An 18,721-nucleotide genomic window follows, 5' to 3' on the forward strand; every position below is an offset into this window, starting at 1 on the left:
AGCCAACGTAAATTTGTTGGCATGAGTGTTTGTTCCATAAGTATCGTTAGCCCACCACCAAATACGGCAGTTAACAACACGATAATAAAACGTTTCATGTGTTGAGTATATACTGCTTGTCTGGCACTGTCACGTCTAGTCTATAAGCACTCCTTAAGCGGACGCACCTTATTCGCATCCAGTCGTCCTAACGACCAAGGACGCTGCATTGGCGTCATATCTGTAGAGGGTGATAGTTCCGTCCCTGATCTTCTCCACGGCATCGTCGATTGCGGCGAGAGGAACAAGGAACCATTCTCGTGGGCGCACGGGGTTGCCGAAGCGATCCTTGATCTCGATGTCAAGCCGCGCAGGGTCGAAGAAGCGATGGACGAGGCGTTCCAGCTTGCTGCGGTCGATGTTGAATAGTTGGTAGGCGGCAACGATTTCGACATCCGCCATGAGGAAGGTCGGTTGGAGCCGCGCGCCTGCGATGCGCTCCTGAACCTCGCCGCTGGTGACGCCGATCTTGTGGATCAGTTGTCGATGTTCTGCGATTCGAGGAAGATCGGACTTGCTCCGCAGCACATAGATCGTGCCGCTCGCTTGGTCGCCCTCCTCGGCGTGACGGTCGAAAAGCGGTCCTGCCGTCGGCTCGGTGATCCGCCGACCCGCCGGGTCCTTGTGGAGCGCCCGCTGGAGGGAGCGGCGGAGCAGGTTGCTCTCGGTCCCGTTGTCGAATATCACGCGGAGGCGAGCGTCCTTGTCACCGTACTTCTGGGTGAAGACTCGCCCCATCGATGCGACGTACGCCTTCTGTCCCCCCACTACGAAGAACCTACCGGGTTCGATCTCGGCCTTCCGCTCGAAGGGTCGTGTTATTCGAATACCCTCCTCGATCTCCCTTTGGGCTTGCTCAAAGAGCGGCCGGAACTGTTCGTAATCCCGGCACTTCGTGCGACTTGCGATTTCCTCAGCCACCCGCTTTTCGGCGCTCGACCGAACATGGCGCAGCTCGGTTATACCGGTCGCTGCCGCTTCGATTCCGAGTTCGCTGAGCAGTGCATCGTCATCCAAAGTGTCCGGAGCCTTGTCCCCGCTTCCGGCACCTTCCCTCAGCAAGCCATGCCGATCTAGCCGTGTGAGGACCTTCCGGCACTCCTCCGACTCGACGATGCGATCCAGCCGCACTGCGTAGAGTCGTTCGAAGGTATCGCGGCTCGCGGCCCGGTCGGGAGCCCGGCCATTTAGATCCATAAACCGCTGGATTTCCTCGAAACCCGCGATTATCCGACCTTCGCGGACCGTGCGGCGGAACACCTTCTTGGGTGCGACCTCAACTCCGAGTTCGTCAAGAAGGGCAGCGTCCTGTTCGGTGAAACCCTTAGGCACGGTCGGCCTCCGCGCTCATGCGGACCAATACGGCGATGCCCTCGGCCATGCGTTTCTCCCAAGGATCTGCCGCGGTGATGGACGGCAGTCGACCGCGTTCCTGCTTGAATCGCCGGGCACGCCTCGCAAGATCGCGAGCCTCGTCGGGTGTGATCTGGACCTTCTTTGCCGTGATCACAGCATGCACCTGCTTGAGGCTGCTTTCGTTCATCGCCTTCGCGAGGATCGCATAGGCCGCACCGAACGGATTGATTCGGTCGATCAGGTCGATATCGAGGTCGCGCACGTCCATGAATCTCCGCACTCCGTCGATCAGGGCCGTGTTACGGACACTCGTTTCGTTATCCTCGCTGTCTTCCTGCTCTACCGAGACGGCCTGCTTGGCCACTTGGTGCAGGTTCAGCGCAGCGACCGCATGCTCGCGAACCGCTTCCTGGTCTCCTTCGTCGAGTTCCGGGAACTTCTCCTTGACGATTTTTCCCATTCGCACCTGGGTCAATTCCTCGGGCACCAATTCCCTGTCGAACAGGCCGCGCTCAACAGCGACCTTGTCTTGCATGAACGCGGCGATCACTTCGTCGAGGTCCTCCCGGCAAATGCGAGCGGCCTCATCTGTCTTTGGCTCCACTATCCCCTTGATCTCGATCGTGATCTCACCGGTCTCGTCGTTGACCCCCGCATTGCTTCGATTCGGGTCGTAGCCCTCCTCCCCGTAGTCGAGCCCGTCGACCGGCCCGCTTGCCTCCGTCTTCGCCGTGAAATTGAAGCGCGGAGCGAGCACCTGCTCCATAAGAAGGCTCGCCGCTATGGCCTTGAGGGTGTCGTTGACGGCTTCTGTCACGGCCTCCTCGGAAGCGTCCGGCTCCGCGATCAGATTCGTGAAACGGGTCTGGGCCTTCCCCGGCGCATCGCGCGTCGCGCGACCGATGATCTGTACGATCTCGGTCAGGCTTGACCTGTATCCGATGGTCAGTGCGTGGTCACACCAGATCCAGTCGAAGCCTTCCTTCGCCATCCCGAGGGCGATGATGATGTCCACGTGGTCTCGGTCATTGTTCGATCTGGCATCCCTGAGGGCGGCGGCGACCCGGTCCCGCCGGGCGGGGTTGTCGTCTACCAAGTCGGCGATCCGCAGCTCCCGCCCATCGGCGGCCTTGACCAGCTGGAATCCCGTCTCAGGATCCGCCCCTGTCCACTCGCCAAGCTCCTCGAGGATATGCTCCACCTCCCGAATCTTGTCCTTGGTGCTCTCGCGCGCGTTGACGCTTGGGATGTGGATGATCGTCTTCTCGGCAGGGTCGAGCACCTTCAGGATGTCGTCCGCGTAGCTACCGGTATAGAAGAAATAGCCTATGTCGAGGCGCTTCAGATGCTCGTAGCCGCTCAGCTGCTCGTAATAGGTGTAGGTGACGGTCTGGAACCGCTCCTCGTCCTCGGGCATCAGCACGGGCTCGGCATCGCCCCGGAAGTAGGAGCCCGTCATCGCTACGATATGGACCTTGTCCCGCGCCATGAGTTGGCCAACGTGGGCGCCGAGCTTATTGTCCGGGTTGGCGGAAGCGTGATGGAACTCGTCCACCGCAATCAGCCGATTGTCAAAGGCTTCCGCCCCGAATCGGTCCATGGCGAACCGGAAAGTCGCGTGCGTGCACACGAGCACTTGGTCGTCGCTCCCCAGGAACACCTTCAATGACTTGACCTTCCCACCGTCCGTGCCGGGTGCAGAACAGAGATTCCATCTTGGCCGCACGGTCCAGTCGGCCCAGAAACCGAAATCACTGAGCGGCACGTCCGCGAAGCTCGCACCGATGGTCTTCTCTGGAACTACGATGATCGCCTGACTGAGCCCCTGGTTCGCTAGCTTGTCGAGCGCGATGAACATGAGCGCCCGGCTCTTCCCCGAGGCTGGCGGCGATTTGACTAAAAGATACTGCTCGCCCCGCTTTTCCCACGCCCTCTCCTGCATTGGTCGCATCCCGAACTCGTTGGACCGTGTAGTGCGTCCCGTCTGTGCGTAGTGAACGGATAACGAGGGGATTCCCTTGGCGGAGGTCATCCGAATAACTCCACGTGAGTGCCAACACGGACGAAGTTGATCGAAACCCCCGGGTTCGGCGCATCACCAACTTGATAGAAAAGATCGAAGCCCCCGCCGATATGGCAATCGCGGTGATTCGCCCGTGCGCCTCTCAGGGCATGGTCCCTCCGTTCGGGACCGAGCGGAGCCTTGGTGGCTATTAGTTGGAGCATGGAACTATGCGTCATCATCCGAACACCTCCTGTGTCGCAATCGCGATATAAGCTGTCATTCAGGTGTGCCTTGGTCAACCCGACCCAGTCAAGCAACCGTCTCTGAGGCTGTCATCTTGGTGTACAGATCGAAGAGCTTCTCCAAACGCTCCGTGTCGTTCCGGAAACGCCGACCGATGTAGATACGCTCCAACACTTCGTCGTTTCGGTCGTGAGCGGCGCGGAGATTCTCCGGCATCCGACCAGGAGCGTAGAGATCGGAGATCGTCTCGGGAAAGTACGCTTCCCGCGCCAGAAGAATGTTCTCAGCGCAAGCTGTCAGATCCGCCCGGTTCTTCGTGGTGAGAATCGGCACCGGGAAGGTGTTCCAGCCGAGCGTGTTGGAGTAACGGAAGTCGGTCTTCAGTTTCCCGCACACTGTGCCGATCCAGACTAGGTGCAGTCGAGACGCGATCAGAGCCAAATGCCAAAGAGGGGCATCGTAGACGGCAGACGCGGAGTCGGCCACGATGGTACCCGGCGCCAGATATCCCACGGGGAGATGGCTCCGGTTCTCCGACGAGTGTCGTGGAACGATGATGGAGGACTCCGATCCGGACTGGCGGACCTCTCCGAACCTGTGCGCCCGCTCCGCAGCCACACGCGTGGGCCTCTTCTTGCTCTCAAGCCGCATCTGACGGACGGCCTCGATTCGATTTCGGATGGACGGAATCGCCCGCGCTTCCTCCAGAACGGTGTCCTCGATCCACAGGCAGTAACGCGATTCACCGCGTATGAACTCTCTCGACCCATAGATACGTCGGACGAATCGGGCTTGTTGTTCCTTGGTGAGCCCGAGTTCCGTTACCTCGTCGCGGGTGAGGAAGAGGTGTCCACCATCGACAGGTTTGTTCCCATAGCTCATCTTGGCCAAGCCGTTCAGAGATTTCCGAGCCGCCCTCACCACCACATTCGGACCGGCGACCAGGTAGGCATTGATCGAGGCAGCCTCTCGCCGGACTGTCCCGCCGTCTCGGCCTGTAGAAAAGAGTCTCCGGTTCTGACCCGGATGGTTAGACAGCCCGACGATGGCCACGGTCACGCCCGCATTGTGTTTCGCCAAGTTGGCCCACTTGAAGCTGGTGTGGGCGAAGGCGATCTCCTGCCCGGCGGCGAAGATTGCCGGCCAGAGGATTGCTGCCTGCTGTCCCTGATTTAGCGAATTCGTCGTCACGAACGCCGATACGCCTGGCGTCGTCTGCATGTAGTCAGCCGCCTTGATGAACCAACCGGCAACGTAGTCGAGCGACTTCCATTGCTTCACCCGGTGCATGAAGACGTGCTTCAAGTCCCCCTTCTGGGCCGTGGACTGCCATGTGCTCCCCAAATAGGGCGGGTTCCCGCAGATGTATGTCTCCCCGCCTTCGTTCTCAAAGTCGAATTCGAATTGATCCAGCGGCGTGCGGAATAGATCGTCGGAGACGAGTTTGACCCCAGTTCCGGAGGGCGGGCAGACCCGCCTCCAGTCGACGCGCAGGGCGTTGGCACAGGTGATCCAGTTGTCCTTGTCGAGCGGCAGGACCTCGGCCACCGCCTCCCGTTGTCCGAGGTAGTTGACGTTGCACTGATACTCGGCGATGACAAGAGCGAGACGGGCGATCTCGGCAGGGAAGTCGGCTATCTCGATCCCGCGAAAGTTGCTGATCGGGATATTGGATTTGCGCTCACGCTCTCCTCGTCGGCGGTTGATCTCCGCCTCGATAGCCCGCATCTGCTTGTAGGCGATCACGAGGAAGTTTCCGGAACCACAGGCCGGGTCGAAAACCCGAATCCGCGCCATGCGGTTTCTGAGATTGAGGAGCTTGCGCCCGTTGTCCCCCGCCTCCTCCAGTCTGGCGCGTAGATCGTCGAGGAAGAGCGGATTTAGCACCTTCAAGATGTTCGGCACACTCGTGTAGTGCATGCCCAGGTTGCCGCGTTCTTCCTTGACGGCGACCGCTTGGACCATCGATCCGAAGATGTCCGGATTGATCTTCTTCCAGTCGAGACTCCCGATGTGAAGGAGATAGGAGCGTGCGATCCGGCTGAAGCGCGGAGCCTCCGCCGCGTCCGCGAAGAGCCCGCCGTTCACAAGGGGAAACACCGCTGCCCAGCGGGGGAGGCCGGACCCTGCCCGATCCTCAACGGGGGTATTCATCGCACGGAAAAGTTGATCGATCATCTCAGCGGTGTCGGATCCATCGGCCATGGTCATCTGGTCGATTGTGCGTGTAAACCTCGCTTGGCTGAGAAAGATGTCGGTGTCCTCGGCGAAGAAGCAGAAGATGAGCCGCGCCATGAAGTGATTCATTTCATGGCGGCGGTCCGGTGCCTCCCACTCGGGGTTCTCCTTCAGAAGCTCGACATAGAGTCGATTCAGCCGACCCGTCGCCCTGATGTCGAACGCGCTCTCTCGGATCTGCTTGACGGTCGTAATTCCCGCAAGCGGGAGGAAGAAGCCGAAGTGATCAGGCAAGTCCGAGTGATCGCAGACCAGGATGTCGCCGCTTCCCAGCTCCTCGGCGTGCACCTCTCGCACGTCGGTCGCCAACACGAATTTCGCCTTGGCTCGGGCGGTCTCCGGACTTGCCTTCAGGGCGGCCAGCACGGCCGCAGCATCGCCCTCGGAGGCGACTTGGATGTGGATGTTGTTGCGTTGGAGAACCCCGCCGATGTCGGACCGATTCGTCGTGCCGGCGCGGAGCCGCTTGATGGTCGTCTTCTTGTTTCCGAACGCCTCCAAGAAGGCGAAGGGAAACTCCTCTGGGTCGAAAGGCTTCTCCGCGAGGCGGGAGACTGCCTCTTCAATCTCTACGGCGTTCATCGGTCACTCTGGAGTCCGCTGGACATCTGCAACACTCATTACGAAAATCGCAAGATAACACTGGAGCAGGCAGTTTGGATCACCGCACCGACTCCGACCGCCCTACAAAGGGCGGTGCCCATCGCCTGGTCACGGTCTGGATCAGGGGTGGGAGCATTGCCGTGCTCAGCCGAGTGATGTGGGATGCTGCGAGGACTTGGGAGTGAGTCGCCGTCATCACGCTGACTGTTCGCGATGGAGGTGTTGCTCGTGATTCTGCGCGTCGCGAGAGTGTGCTATCGATTGACAGCACCAAGTGCCGCGCGATCTCCGTTCGAAGCTGGTCCGGCTGTCTGGAGGGTTTCGGAACTTCCACCGCACTCCCCTTCGATGCACTGTTTTCCCGTTCACAATTGTATATCTGAAGTTATACGCGAACCACTGTGATGAACGATAACCCAGACCTACTGTAGGTTCCCAAGACGGAGCGGCATTAACGATCAACTCAGCCGTAGTGATCTCCCGGCCACGAACCGGCCACCTGGAATTCCGACTGCATTCGGCCATTTCATTGGGTGGTCAGTTTGCCTTCCCGCAGGGATCAATGAAGAAGTGAGCGACCCCCCCCGCGCATGCCGCGCCGGTGTCCAACGGAGTGGAACACTGGCAGCGCTTGCGTGACGTGCGAGGCACGAAAACAGGGGGGTCGCTCACTTCTCCTCCCCGGACTCCCCGTCCGGGCGCGCCTCCTCCGGGAGGACGGGGACAAACCGAAGGAGTTCAACAGGTTGGCAGAAAGGGGGCTTGTAACAATCGCCGCTCCGAGAGTGGAACACACCCCCCCATGTGCGTTTCACATCCCGGGACTTCGCCGGACAGGCCCGGCGGAGGTGGAACACGGCCCGGGAGCGGTCCGCCACATTGCCGTCAATGGGACTTTCCGTGCTCCTTGCAGCCCGTGGATCCACGACGTCCACAGGTTCCACCCGGGACCGGGCGCGCGCGGCCCCTCAGACGCTCTACAACCCTCCCCCCGGTTCCGCTGGAATCCGGACCGAGAGCCAGGTCCGGCCCCGGTCGATGCGGATGCGGTTTTTGGGGATGGGGGCGGTGGCTCGCTCCAGCAACGCCTGGCGGTGGTCCATGGCGTTCACAAAGCCGCCGTAGCGGGCGAGGTATTCCTGGTCGTTGGCGAGAGCGGCTTGCTCGATGCGGCGGATGATTTGCTCCTCCTCGGGGAACAGGGGCTGGAACTCGGCCTCGGGCCCCGGGCGGGACCAGCGCCGCAGGACCTTTTCGGCCCGCTCCCGCCGGAGGTCGTCGCGGGCCACCGCGACCACGTGCACCGGATGGTCTTGTGCGCGCAGCGCGGCCCAGAGCCGGGCGTGCTCCGCCCCCCACGAGAGCAGCTCCGAGTCGGTGTCCCGGCCGGGATCGACGTAGACGAAGGTCGCCCGGTCCTCCTTCAGGGCCAGGGGGAGCATGCGGGGGAAGTACCGGCTCCGTCCCTGGGCATGGCCGGCATAGTGGCGGCACGGGAACAGCCGCCTGGAAAGGCCTAGCGCCTCCAGCGCCGAAGCCTTCTCCCGCCCGGTGGGAAGCCACCGCCGCTGGGGGTGATCGAGGACGTAATCGAGCGAGAGCAGGCGGCGGAACCGGACCCAGGCGGAAGACCGGGGGTGGGGGACGCGCTCCAGTCCCAGCGCCCGGTACAGGGCCTTGGCGGCGATGCGGACGAGTCGCGTGGTGGTGGGCAGTCCGTCGAGGTCCTCCTCGACACCGTGGCGGCGTCTGAGGAGGAGGCGGACGAAGCGCAGGGCGCGGTTTCTCCGGCAGCGGAAATGGGCGCAGAACTGGGCGCGGGTGAACCAGCCGCCGTGGCGGCAGACCAGGGCGATCCATTCGGCCTCGGGTCCGTGCCAGCCGAAGCGCTCCAGCACGTCGGAGCCCGGCGCCGGACGGGGCGGTTCCAGAGCGGGGAGCGGAGGGGAGGCGAGCACCGGGGCAATCTGGCGGAGACGGATCCGTGGCGCCTCCCGGACGTCGGAACGGACCGAGGACGGCTCGGTGGTCCGCTCCTTGATCTCGCGGGCGCCGGAGAGCAGGGCCTCGCTCATGCGCCAGGCGTCGGCAGCGGCCCGGACCAGTTCCCGGGGATCGGACTCCAGGAGTTGGATCCAGTGCTTGGTGTAGAACTCCCCATTGCGGGGCCGGTGGCCGAGGCCGATCCGGACGCCGGTCATCAGGGCCGCGATCTCGGCCCGGAGCTCTTCGCGGGCGGCAGCAGTCGAGCCGGTCCCGTCCCGAAGCGCGGCGGCGAGGACCGGTCGGTTCAACCGGTCCGGATGGCCGGTCCCGTGGCCGAGTTCGTGAAGAAGGGTCTGGTAATAGCGCTGGGAGCCGACGAACTGGGAGGGCGGCGGCAGGACGATCCGGTCCTCTCCCAGGTGGTAGTAGGCCCGGTCGCCGGGTTCGTGGCGGCGGCCGACGCCGCTGGCTTCGAACAGGCGCTCGACCCGTTCGTAGACCTCCCAGGAAGGCGGGGGCCGGTTGTCGCGCGGCGGGAGGAACAGGCCCCCGGTCTGCTCGACGTTGAAAAGAGCGGCCGAGCCCTCTTCGGAGCCGTCCTGGTCCGGGGGACTCTCCGACGGCTGGAAATCAAGATCCCGGGCCGGGAGGGGGAGGACACCAGTCTGATCCTTGGAAATCCGGCCACCGGCGGCTTCGATCCGGTCCCGGGTGCCCCAGCGGGGGTCCGAATATCCCCGCTCGGCGGCCCGGCAGAGAAGGTGCAATCCCTGGACTCCGTCGTAGGGCTGGCGGGAAGGGAATCGCTCGGGCCAGATCCGGTCCTCGGAGGGCTGGTGTTGTTGCCAGGGGGACCGGCGGTTGCGGAGCTGCCCGAGGACCCGCCGGACGAAGGTCTCCAGGACCGGCCGGGGTTCGGGGGGTGGGACTCGGCGGCGCCAGAGCATGAGGATCGCACCTCTTCCGGGAGTGCGGGTCCGGAACCAGGATCTCGTGGATTGAGAATACACTCCGGAGAAAACCCTTGCCGGGATCTTCCCTGGCGGCTGGAGACGGATTCGTCGGCCGTGGCTTCCGGGCGCGCTTCCTGGATATGATCGGTCCGCCGGTCCCCGTTGGAGGGGTGGATAGATGCCCGGGTGGCGAAACCGGCAGACGCGCGGGACTTAAAATCCTGTGGAGGTTCTCCCTCCATGTGGGTTCGACTCCCACCCCGGGCACTCTTTGAAAGCCGCTCGCCACAGACCGCACAGGAGATTGAACGCCGGTTCCCTTCCCTTGCAGGCGATCTCTGGATGTCTTGGGTTTTTTCGACGGGAAACCAGCCGGCACTAGAGACCACCGCTCAGGTGAATTTCTCAGTTTTAAACCAGTCGCTTTGGCTGCATCGGAACGACATCGGCCTTCAGTTGATCGAGGTAGTCGGCCCACTCCTGCATCATCTGTCTCCGTTCCGGCAGATAGGCCGTGCGGTTGTAGGCTCGTCCGTTGGGATCCCGCACCGCGTGGGCCAACTGGTGCTCGATGAAGTCGGGACGAAAGCTCAGCACCTCATCCAGGATCGTTCTCGCCATCGCCCGAAACCCATGGCCCGTCATCTCCTCCTTGCCAATTCCCATCCGCCGCAGGGCGGCCAAAACGGCATTGTTGCTCATAGGCCGGCCACCGTTGGGAGTGCGGACACTGGGGAAAACATAGCGTCCCTGCCCGGTCAGGGGATGCAGTTCGCGCAGGATCTCGACCGCTTGACGGGAAAGCGGAACAACATGCGGGAGTTCGGTCTTGCTGACAGTGTAACGCCACTCGGCGGCCTCAAAGTCGATGTCCGACCATTGGGCGTGACGCAACTCCCCAGGCCGCACGAAGACGAGAGGCGCAAAGCGCAGGGCGCAGCGCACGATCAGCGTTCCTTGGTAGCCGTCCAAGACCCGCAGCAAGGGTCCAACCTGCCGGGGTTCGGTCAGAGCGGCGAAGTGGGTTCTCTTGACCGGCGGCAATGCGCCTCGCAAATCACCCGCAGGGTCACGCTGGGCTCTTCCCGTGGCCACCGCATAGCGAAACACCTGTCCGCAGATCCGAAGGGTTCGGTGGGCACTCTCCAGAGCCCCCCGGTTTTCGATCCGGCGCACCACCGCCAGCAATTCTGGGGCGGTGATGCCGGCAATCGGCTGGCCGCCCATCCATGGAAAGATGTCCCGCTCCAGTCGGCTGAGGACACGGTTGGCATGACTCGTGGCCCAGTTTGGAGCATGTTTGGTGAACCACTCCAGAGCCACGGCTTCGAAACTGTTGGCGGACCGTTGCGCCTTCGCGGCCTTCTGTGCTTTGCGGTGCTCGCTGGGATCGATGTCTCGGGCCAACAACTGGCGGGCTTGATGGCGCCGAGTCCGAGCTTCTTTCAGCGACACGTCGGGATAGACCCCCAAGGAGATCCTCTTCTCCTTGCCGCCGAAGCGGTATTTCAGCCGCCACCATTTGCCGCCACGGGGAGTTAATTCCAAGTACAGACCGCCTCCGTCGAACATTTTTCGGGTCTTCGCGGAGGGTTTCGCATGACGAATGGCCGTGGCGGTGAGGGGCATCTGGGGGCAACTCCTTCAGAAGATTTCTGATCTGCCCCCAATATTGCCCCTAGATGCCCCCGGCTGTCAAGGGAACTTACTGGATCGGTCTAGGCAGAAAAGTTCCCTAAATATCGGGTAAATAAGACTTAAATGGAATTATTTGGACGGCATTGGATGTGGAATTGGTGGAGGCGGTGGGAATCGAACCCACGTCCGGAAGCCTTCGGCGGCAGAGTCTACATGCTTATCCAGTTTCCCGATCCGACCCAGTTGGCATGGAAACTGGAAAAGCCGCCAGCCGGATCGTCCCTCATTGAGGTCTCGGTTCCCCGCCGAGGGAGGGGCAAGGAACCGGCAAGCCCGCTGAAATGACGCCCCGAACCTCCCTGCGGGCCTGAAGGCCGGAACGACCGCGTCAATTACGCGGCGAGTGCGAACTCATCGTTGGCACTTGTTGTTTTTTGCCACGGTTTTACGAGGTGGTGGCACCTCGACATGCATCCACGACCTCAACTACTCCCGTCGAATCCAGTCGCCCCCCTTTCCTTGTCCGTAGTGTACTAGACGGCATCTTGGTCTGTCCGGTTGCAAAAAAAAGAGTGGCGTCCTCCAGGCTGCTATCATCTTCCCGTGCTCAAGATCGGACTCACGGGCGGGATCGCCTGCGGCAAGAGCTTTGCCCTGAACGAGTTCCGCCGGTTGGGAGTCCGCTGCATCGATGCCGACGACGTGGCCCACCAGGTCATCCTTCCCGGCGAGCCGGCCTACCGGAACATCGTGGAACACTTCGGGACCGGGATCCTGGGAGACGACTCCGCCATCGATCGCACGAAGCTGGGCGCCGCCGTCTTCGGGGACGAACAGCAGCGGCAGCGGTTGAACGGTATCGTGCACCCGCGAATACACCAGGAACTCGACCGCCGGTTGGCCCGGTTGCAACGGGAGGCTGCATCGGAGCCGGTCCTCGCCATGGTGGACGCCGCGCTCATGGTGGAGACGGGCTCCTATCGGAAATACGACTGCGTCGTGGTGGTCTCCTGCCGTCCCGAGCAGCAGTTGGAGCGCCTCCTGGGCCGGGGAGGACTGACGAGAGAAGAAGCCCAGGCGAGAATCGACTCCCAGATGCCCGTCGGGGAGAAGGTCCGGTTCGCCGATTTCGTCATCGACAGCAGCAGGGATCGGGCGCGGACCCGGAAACGGGTCCGGGAGGTGCACCGGAAGCTGTTGCAACTTGCCGAATGAGGGCAACCACATTGGCACAACTTGTAAACTATGTCCTGGCACTTTACACCTCAGGCCGCGAATCCGATCCGGCAGAGCGACCAATGGTCTTTCGGCTACGCTGTCTGCTATACAGATACCCATAAAGCGGGATAGCCTTCTACTCGTCTTTTCCTACTTCTGATGCTTTTCCAAGGAAGGAGAACGGAGGTTCGGCAGTGAAGCGATTCAGGGGTGCCTGGATCCGCAATCTGGGACTGGCCACGGCGCTGGCGAGCGGCTGGTTGGGGATCCAGGCTCAGGAGTCTGCCAGGAAAACGTCCGAGCAGACCGGCTCCCACTCGTTCCGGTACCGCCACGGGAAGTCGCTGGAACACGCTCTGGACGTCCGAACGCACCGGGTGGACGTCGAAGGGGTTCGAGGTGAAGCCTATGTCTACGCGACTTTCATGATGACGCCTGCCAATCCCGTTCCCCACCAGGACGGCCATCCGCAGGCCGCTCAGATCGTCACGGTGGGAGAGAGGAGGGCCAGCGTATTCTACCCTGCGGTACGTTTCGGAATTCGCGACGGTAGCGGTTTGCCGGGAGAACAGTCGCAGCTGGTTCCCTGGGCCTCCGACGGGCGCCTCGATTATTTCGGGGGCTATGCCCGTCCGCAAACACCTTACGATTTCAAACTCAAGCTCGACCTTCGGGCCGGACAAGTGAATGTGTCCAGCAGCGGGCGCGGGGACGATGATTGGTTTCTGCTGGTCGAAAACGCGCCTCTGATCAGCCCGGTTTCCGAGATCAATGAGGCGCGTGTCGAGCAGTTTCCGCAGGCGACCGACATCGAGAGTTTGCTGATCCGTGGAGAGCCATGGGCGACGGGAGAGAGCGTGAGGCCTCACCCTCAGGCGAAAAAAAACCGGGTCGTCAAGCCGGATTCCGGTTTCAGGCTTCAAAGCATGCGATCGCTTTGGCGACGTCCCGGCCGCCACGTGACAATCTCGCGAGACCAGAATCGCTGGCAAGGTTTTGCCGACGTCGTTGCGACTTCTTCCGGCAGGCTCCTCGCAACCTATTGCGACGGATTCCGACACGGCGGTCTCGGCAAGTCGGTCATCAGGATCAGCGACGACTTGGGCAAGACCTGGGGACCGGAAAGACTGATGGTGGCTTCCTATGGAACCAATGAGCGTCTTCAGCGCCTTCGTGACGGATCCCTTCTCTTCATCAGTGGTGAGAAAGTCCCGACCATCGAGATCAAAAGGAGTCGTGACGAGGGCGAGACCTGGACCGTCGTCGGGAGCTTCGACGTGCGAACACTGGGACTCGAGACTCACTACGCTGTGAGCCATCTCCTGGAAGCCTCCGACGGGACCTGGTTCCTGGCCAGCTCCGATCTCGTGCCCCGCTCAGAGACGGATTCGGAAGATCGTCCCCGGGAGAGGCTCCAGGTGTTCCGATCCAGCGACCTGGGCCAAAGCTGGGAGCTTCGTGCCTTACTGGACACCTACTCCGCAAGCGGCCACTCCGGGAGCGAAGTCAGCATCCTTGAGATACCGGACGGGCGACTGGTTATCTACGCCCGAGAGAGCAGAGAGGATGGCTATCCCGCGTTTCGCATATTCTCCCAGGACGGGGGCAAGACCTGGTCTCAGCCCGAGGATTTGCCAATTCCAATATCAGGACGCGTGAAAGCAGACTTTCTCCCCGACGGGCGGATCATGCTGACAACCCGAAGCTACATGGGCCGTCCAGCACTGCGGGCCTGGGTGGAGGATCCCATGGAAAGGGTCGGCTTTCAGATCGGCGGGATCCACTTCAACGATCGCTCCAGCAAGGGCCTCAAGGATGGAGCTCTTTACATCGACAGCGATGGGCGCAGCGGGCAGTTCACGAGGTACTTGTTGCGACCACCACACGGTCCGAAAGGCCGAATCGAGCTGACGGCCGAAGTCCTGGTTAAAGAGAATCGGGGTCAGGCGGCCACCATCGCAATTCCCTTTGCTGGACAATTGCGGATTTTTCCGGATCGCGTCGATTTCGTGGGGGACGAGACGATTTCGGCAGCGATTACTCCTGGCCAGTACCACACCTATCGTGTGACGAGTGACCGGGGACAGGTGGAAATTCTCATAGACGACAAACTCCAGCTCGAAACCTCCAAGCTCGACAGTCGTCGCCTCAAGCACAGCTGGTCTCCACCTCCCGCCAGCCCCCTTCTTCTCTCCTTTGGCAACTATCCGCAGCCCGATGTCTACCTGCCGACGTCGGAGTGGGTGCGGATGCAGATGTTTGCCCCGCAAATCGTGCCCGAGGTGACGGGTCTTAGCCTGTGGAAGCGGGTGGAGGCGACCGTTACGGATCTCAACGGCAAGCTGCACCGAACGTCCTGGGTGGCGGAAAGAGATGGATTCCCGGACCAGTATCAGCTCGATCATGTGATCGAGATCGAGGCCAGTGTGTTCGGTATCGACCAGGGATACTCCGGATGGACCACTTTGCCGGACGGACGGATCTTCGTGGTGAACTACACGGACGATACCGCAGTCGCCTGGCCGGCCACCGGTCCCTATCTATATCGCTGTTCCTGGATTCGGGGGACGTACGTGCTGCCGTCGGATCTACCTCCGGTGGGCAACTAAGGAAGGCAACGTTTGATGAAAAAGAAAAATCCAGAGGTGCACGGGGCCCGCAGGCTGAAGCTTGCGGCTCTGAAGGAGTCGCCGCTATCCCACAGAACCGTGGGCTTCAGCCCACGGACCAAAACAAAGGCAAGTCGAACACCGCGTCTGGCCACGATCGCGTTCCTCGTGCTTGCAGCAAGGGCCTCAGCACCACTGACCGCTCAGGACCAACTCTTCGAACAGACGGATGTCTTTGTCGCGGGTGAAGATGGGGTGACCGAATACCGAATTCCCGTGCTGGTCACAGCCAACGACGGAAGCCTGCTGGCGATCTGCGATGCTCGAGTCAATCGTACGGGTGATGCTCCCAACAACATCGATATAGTCATGAAGCGCAGCATGGATGGCGGCCGGTCCTGGGGTGCGCTCAAGGTGCTGGCGGACGTGGGAGAGGGAGCCGCTGCGGATTCCTGTGCCGTGGTCGACCGGCACACGGGAACCATCCGGGTCTTCTTCGGATACTATCCGGTGGGTATCGGAAGTCGGAACGCCCGGCCCGGCCTCTACGGTCCCACCGTGATGTTGTGGTCTGTCAAGAGCGAAGACAACGGCCAGACGTGGTCGAAGCCCATCGATGTCACCGCCATGGTCAAGAAGTCCGAATGGCAGGCCGGTTCCCCCGGGCCGGGGGTAGGGATACAGACGCGGAGCGGCAGATTGATCATCCCGCGCTACTATCTTGTCGGACTCGACTATTACGGATCGCACGTGATGTACAGCGATGACCACGGAGAGACGTGGAGGATTGGCGGCGAGGTGCAGGCGGAAGGGAAGACAAATGAAAGTCAGCTAGTCGAGTTGGCCGACGGTTCGCTGCTGATCAACATGCGTGGTCAATTTGAAAATCACCGAAAGACCGCCAGAAGCATTGACGGGGGCATGAGTTGGCGTGAGGTCAGCATGGACCCGACCCTTATCGAGCCCCGTTGCCAGGCCAGCCTGCTCGGATTCACGGACCGACTCCTTTACGCCAAAGATCGAATCTTGTTCTCCAATCCTGCTGACCGGGAAAGGCGAAACATGACCGTTCGTCTCAGCTACGACGAGGGAAAAAGTTGGCCGGTTGCCAAACAACTTCATGGGGGTCCCTCAGCCTATTCGTGCCTGACCGTTTTGTCGGACATGACGATCGGCTGCCTTTATGAGCGCGGTGATGAGACGCCATACGAAAAAATCACTTTCGCCCATTTCGATATCGAGTGGTTGACCAACGGCGAAGACAGCCTGTCCCCCAACTCTCCACCCGGGCGTTAAGTTGCGCTTGCCTACCGGGTCCAGTCACTCCTGTTGGATGGCGGCGCACCAGCCGGATCCTCGTCGTCAAACAGCGACATCTGCACGGCTCCGGACTCCACCAATTGACGGATGGCCGGCCCCCTCAGAGCGGTGATCCATTCCAGTCCCGAGGGCTGGACCTGCTCGCGGATCCGCGCCTGAGTCAGCATCCCCCGGTCCCCCAACAGGACCACCCGGGAGAGCCCGAAGCGGTGGCGCAGCTTCTCGACCACCGATCCCGCGGTGGCCGGGTCGGAGGTGTTGCCCTTGAAGACCTGGACGGCCAAAGGAAACAACAGTCAAGTACTTACAGGGGTACACCCTACGGAATACAATTCGAGACAAGACGCCTGAAATCAATGACTTAGGAGAAAAAACCGGTCAGACTGGCTGGAAGTTCAGCCTAACCGCCGAACTGGAGCGGCGACTTTCCAATCGCCGAATTCCTGACTGAAAAACTTGGCGACGAAGAATGGGCGATTGGAATTCGCCCCTCCTCTTTCTCAAGCGGCGACTTTGCTGTCGCCGACCTGGGGGGATTGGCGGACGATAGTCTTCCCTCTACACCGCCGGTTCACCGAATCCCGTAGCGACAAAGAAGAAGACGGGGGGACAGGAAAGTCCCCCCTCCTACCGTGGCGAAGATGTCGACGGCGACCGCCCTTGCCTACTCGGAAGGCATATCGGCGTCCAGAGGAATCATCGGCAGCGTGGTGAAGATACCGTTCATGGAATCCAATTCCACCGCGACCCCCGTAAACCTCTGCGTGATTCCCGGCGCCACGCAACGCACCGATCCCGTGAAGTTGGACGTATCGTATTCGAACATCTCACTGATGAACATGGCGTCCTGACCGTTGCCCGGCAGCGGGACTTCCTTCTCCTCCACCACCTCGCCCCCCATCATCAGATGACAGGTCAAGGTCAACTCGGACTCGCTCAGGTTTCGGAGCGCCACCCCGGTGTCGATGCCTCCGTCTTGGCGGCGCGCCGGGAAGAGGGCGTCCCGGACCGGCCGACCGGCTCCGACCCCGGCCACGCCGGCGCCGGGAATGTCAAAGCGCAAGACCCCGCCGATGGGACTGTCGGGACCTTCGGAGATCACTTTCACCGAGCCGGTCACCGTCTCTCCCCGGCCGTTGGTCGAAATCGTGACTTCTCCCAAGGACTCCAATTCGGACTGGAGCGTGATTGCCCCGTACTCCGTGGCGTCCAGATTTCCGCCCACGTCCACCACCGATCCCGGATCGATGAGGTCTCCCGTCTTGTCGTAGAAGTAGACCAAAGGCCGGATTGGCGTGGCGGCCAGGTTCACCAACACGACATCGGAACTGATGGCGGACCCGTTGCCGAAATGGGCGAAGTCCAGCGCGACCTGATTTCCCAGATAGATGCCGGAGCCGATGACGGCCTTCTGCTGCGAGTTGGGCACCGGGAAGCTCACCGCGTAACCCAGCTTCGAAGAACCGGTGTCCTCGTCTCCCTCGATGGTGGGGTCGTCGTAATAGTACTCCAGGAACTTCCGACCCTCGCCCCGCGCTCCTCCGATCAGTTCCTCGGCGAACCTCACCCCGTTGATGTCCGTCCTCGTCAGGTCCGTGCGCCTGCCTTCGCGAAACGGCTCGGTTGCGTGAAACAGGATGAAGCCCCCGCCACTCACAACCCACAGGTAGATGGAGCCTGACTTCCAGTCCCCTCCTTCCAACCGGAAGGCGTTTCTGATCCCGGTAAGAGTGGCGTAGCCTTCGGACAGGACGGCTTCGCGGTACACCCTGGCCGCTTCCTCGACGAAGGTGATGAGTGTCTCGCGGTCCACGACCTGCGATGCGGTGACGGCCGGCTCAGGCAGATCCGGGATCAGGATGGGGACATGGGAGACATCCTGGGAGTAGCCGCCGACCAGCACGAATCCTCTTCCGGTGATCCCCGAGGTGTATGCGACAGCGTATGCCGTCTTCGGCTCCCCGTCGTGGTACCTGACGAAACCGCCGCCTCCGGCAGCGGCCGCGAGGAGTTCCTGGACGACCTTGAGACCGTTGTCGTCCTCGACCTCCAGTAGATTCTTCCTCTCAGCCGTCACATCGTCCCCATGGATGAACGGCTCTCCGGTCGGGAGAAAGATGATGAGGAACATCGATCCGGACTTCCAGTCGCCCTCCGTTCTCAGCCTCTCCCTGAGCTTTGCTCCTTCGTTGACGTCCGTGATCGCCTCGATTTCCGCCTTCGCCCCCAAGACGAAGGCCTCGAGGGTTGCATCGTCCTTGACCTCGCCGGCAGTTGTCTTGGCCTCGGCAAACCCGCCCGCCAACATGACCAATGCCGGAACGGCGAGAGACAGCGCTCCCTTGCAGTTCAATCTCATCCCATTCTCCTCATTTAAGGGACGCAGCCGGCACCCTGCGTCCTGACCCAAACGGTATGCGTCTATGAGTTGTATGCTACACGCAATCTCACTTGCTCGCCTAGCCTGAACTTCCAGAATGGAATCGACGTAATTCACTGATTATAAATCAGAT

At 61.5% G+C, this 18,721-nt stretch carries 11 protein-coding genes, 1 tRNA gene and 1 other RNA gene; 4 read left to right on the forward strand and 9 right to left on the reverse strand.

Going from position 1 to position 18,721, the window contains the following annotated elements:
• Nucleotides 1-168: 168 nt before the first annotated feature.
• From OXT71_17200 to OXT71_17220, 5 genes are all read right to left on the reverse strand, one after another.
• Nucleotides 169-1,371, reverse strand: coding sequence for a GIY-YIG nuclease family protein (locus OXT71_17200; protein ID MDE2928133.1), 1,203 nt, complete (start codon nt 1,369-1,371; stop codon nt 169-171).
• Complete coding sequence (locus OXT71_17205) at nt 1,364-3,427, reverse strand: DEAD/DEAH box helicase (protein MDE2928134.1); 2,064 nt, start codon at nt 3,425-3,427, stop codon at nt 1,364-1,366. The genes OXT71_17200 and OXT71_17205 overlap by 8 nt, the downstream gene beginning before the upstream one ends.
• Nucleotides 3,424-3,621, reverse strand: a complete 198-nt coding sequence (locus OXT71_17210; GenBank protein MDE2928135.1) for a type II toxin-antitoxin system mRNA interferase toxin, RelE/StbE family — start codon at nt 3,619-3,621, stop codon at nt 3,424-3,426. Before OXT71_17210 ends, OXT71_17205 begins: the two co-directional genes overlap by 4 nt.
• A gap of 88 nt (nt 3,622-3,709) precedes the next feature.
• Nucleotides 3,710-6,463 (reverse strand): lactate dehydrogenase, encoded by a 2,754-nt coding sequence (locus OXT71_17215; GenBank protein ID MDE2928136.1) that lies wholly within the window; start codon nt 6,461-6,463, stop codon nt 3,710-3,712.
• 998 nt (nt 6,464-7,461) lie between these two features.
• On the reverse strand, nt 7,462-9,417 hold the full coding sequence (locus OXT71_17220) for a zincin-like metallopeptidase domain-containing protein (GenBank protein ID MDE2928137.1): 1,956 nt from the start codon (nt 9,415-9,417) through the stop codon (nt 7,462-7,464).
• Between the two features lie 186 nt (nt 9,418-9,603).
• Here OXT71_17220 and OXT71_17225 point away from each other — a divergent pair.
• Nucleotides 9,604-9,690: transfer RNA gene (locus OXT71_17225), tRNA-Leu, on the forward strand.
• Between the two features lie 144 nt (nt 9,691-9,834).
• On the opposite strand, the gene OXT71_17230 is transcribed toward OXT71_17225, so the two are convergent.
• Together OXT71_17230 and ssrA are read right to left on the reverse strand one after the other, a co-directional pair.
• Complete coding sequence (locus tag OXT71_17230; protein MDE2928138.1) at nt 9,835-11,052, reverse strand: integrase arm-type DNA-binding domain-containing protein; 1,218 nt, start codon at nt 11,050-11,052, stop codon at nt 9,835-9,837.
• Nucleotides 11,053-11,217: 165 nt separating this feature from the next.
• Nucleotides 11,218-11,574, reverse strand: a transfer-messenger RNA (tmRNA) gene (gene ssrA, locus OXT71_17235).
• Between the two features lie 90 nt (nt 11,575-11,664).
• Here ssrA and coaE point away from each other — a divergent pair.
• The 3 genes from coaE to OXT71_17250 all read left to right on the forward strand — a co-directional run bounded on the left by coaE (nt 11,665) and on the right by OXT71_17250 (nt 16,184).
• Nucleotides 11,665-12,276, forward strand: a complete 612-nt coding sequence (coaE, locus tag OXT71_17240; GenBank protein MDE2928139.1) for a dephospho-CoA kinase — start codon at nt 11,665-11,667, stop codon at nt 12,274-12,276.
• A 197-nt stretch (nt 12,277-12,473) separates the two neighbouring features.
• Nucleotides 12,474-14,888 (forward strand): sialidase family protein, encoded by a 2,415-nt coding sequence (locus tag OXT71_17245; protein MDE2928140.1) that lies wholly within the window; start codon nt 12,474-12,476, stop codon nt 14,886-14,888.
• A 15-nt stretch (nt 14,889-14,903) separates the two neighbouring features.
• Nucleotides 14,904-16,184 carry a sialidase family protein gene (locus tag OXT71_17250; protein ID MDE2928141.1) on the forward strand — a complete coding sequence of 427 codons (1,281 nt, stop codon included), beginning with the start codon at nt 14,904-14,906 and terminating at the stop codon, nt 16,182-16,184.
• 11 nt (nt 16,185-16,195) lie between these two features.
• Here OXT71_17250 and OXT71_17255 read toward each other — a convergent pair whose 3' ends face one another.
• Both OXT71_17255 and OXT71_17260 read right to left on the reverse strand, forming a co-directional pair.
• A complete protein-coding gene (locus tag OXT71_17255) occupies nt 16,196-16,501 on the reverse strand; it encodes a transposase (protein MDE2928142.1) in 306 nt (101 codons plus the stop codon).
• A 371-nt stretch (nt 16,502-16,872) separates the two neighbouring features.
• A complete protein-coding gene (locus OXT71_17260; protein MDE2928143.1) occupies nt 16,873-18,567 on the reverse strand; it encodes a cache domain-containing protein in 1,695 nt (564 codons plus the stop codon).
• Nucleotides 18,568-18,721: the final 154 nt, after the last annotated feature.

The sequence above is a fragment of the Acidobacteriota bacterium genome, assembly GCA_028874215.1.
Classification (GTDB): Bacteria; Acidobacteriota; UBA6911; order RPQK01; family JAJDTT01; genus JAJDTT01.

What these genes read in the sequence shown, in the direction of transcription:
- OXT71_17205 (MDE2928134.1), bottom strand. Translation starts at nt 3,427, where the DNA reads ATGACCTCCGCCAAGGGAATCCCCTCGTTATCCGTTCACTACGCACAG.
- OXT71_17210 (MDE2928135.1), bottom strand. Translation starts at nt 3,621, where the DNA reads ATGCTCCAACTAATAGCCACCAAGGCTCCGCTCGGTCCCGAACGGAGG.
- OXT71_17215 (MDE2928136.1), bottom strand. Translation starts at nt 6,463, where the DNA reads ATGAACGCCGTAGAGATTGAAGAGGCAGTCTCCCGCCTCGCGGAGAAG.
- OXT71_17220 (MDE2928137.1), bottom strand. Translation starts at nt 9,417, where the DNA reads ATGCTCTGGCGCCGCCGAGTCCCACCCCCCGAACCCCGGCCGGTCCTG.
- OXT71_17230 (MDE2928138.1), bottom strand. Translation starts at nt 11,052, where the DNA reads ATGCCCCTCACCGCCACGGCCATTCGTCATGCGAAACCCTCCGCGAAG.
- OXT71_17250 (MDE2928141.1), top strand. Translation starts at nt 14,904, where the DNA reads ATGAAAAAGAAAAATCCAGAGGTGCACGGGGCCCGCAGGCTGAAGCTT.
- OXT71_17260 (MDE2928143.1), bottom strand. Translation starts at nt 18,567, where the DNA reads ATGAGATTGAACTGCAAGGGAGCGCTGTCTCTCGCCGTTCCGGCATTG.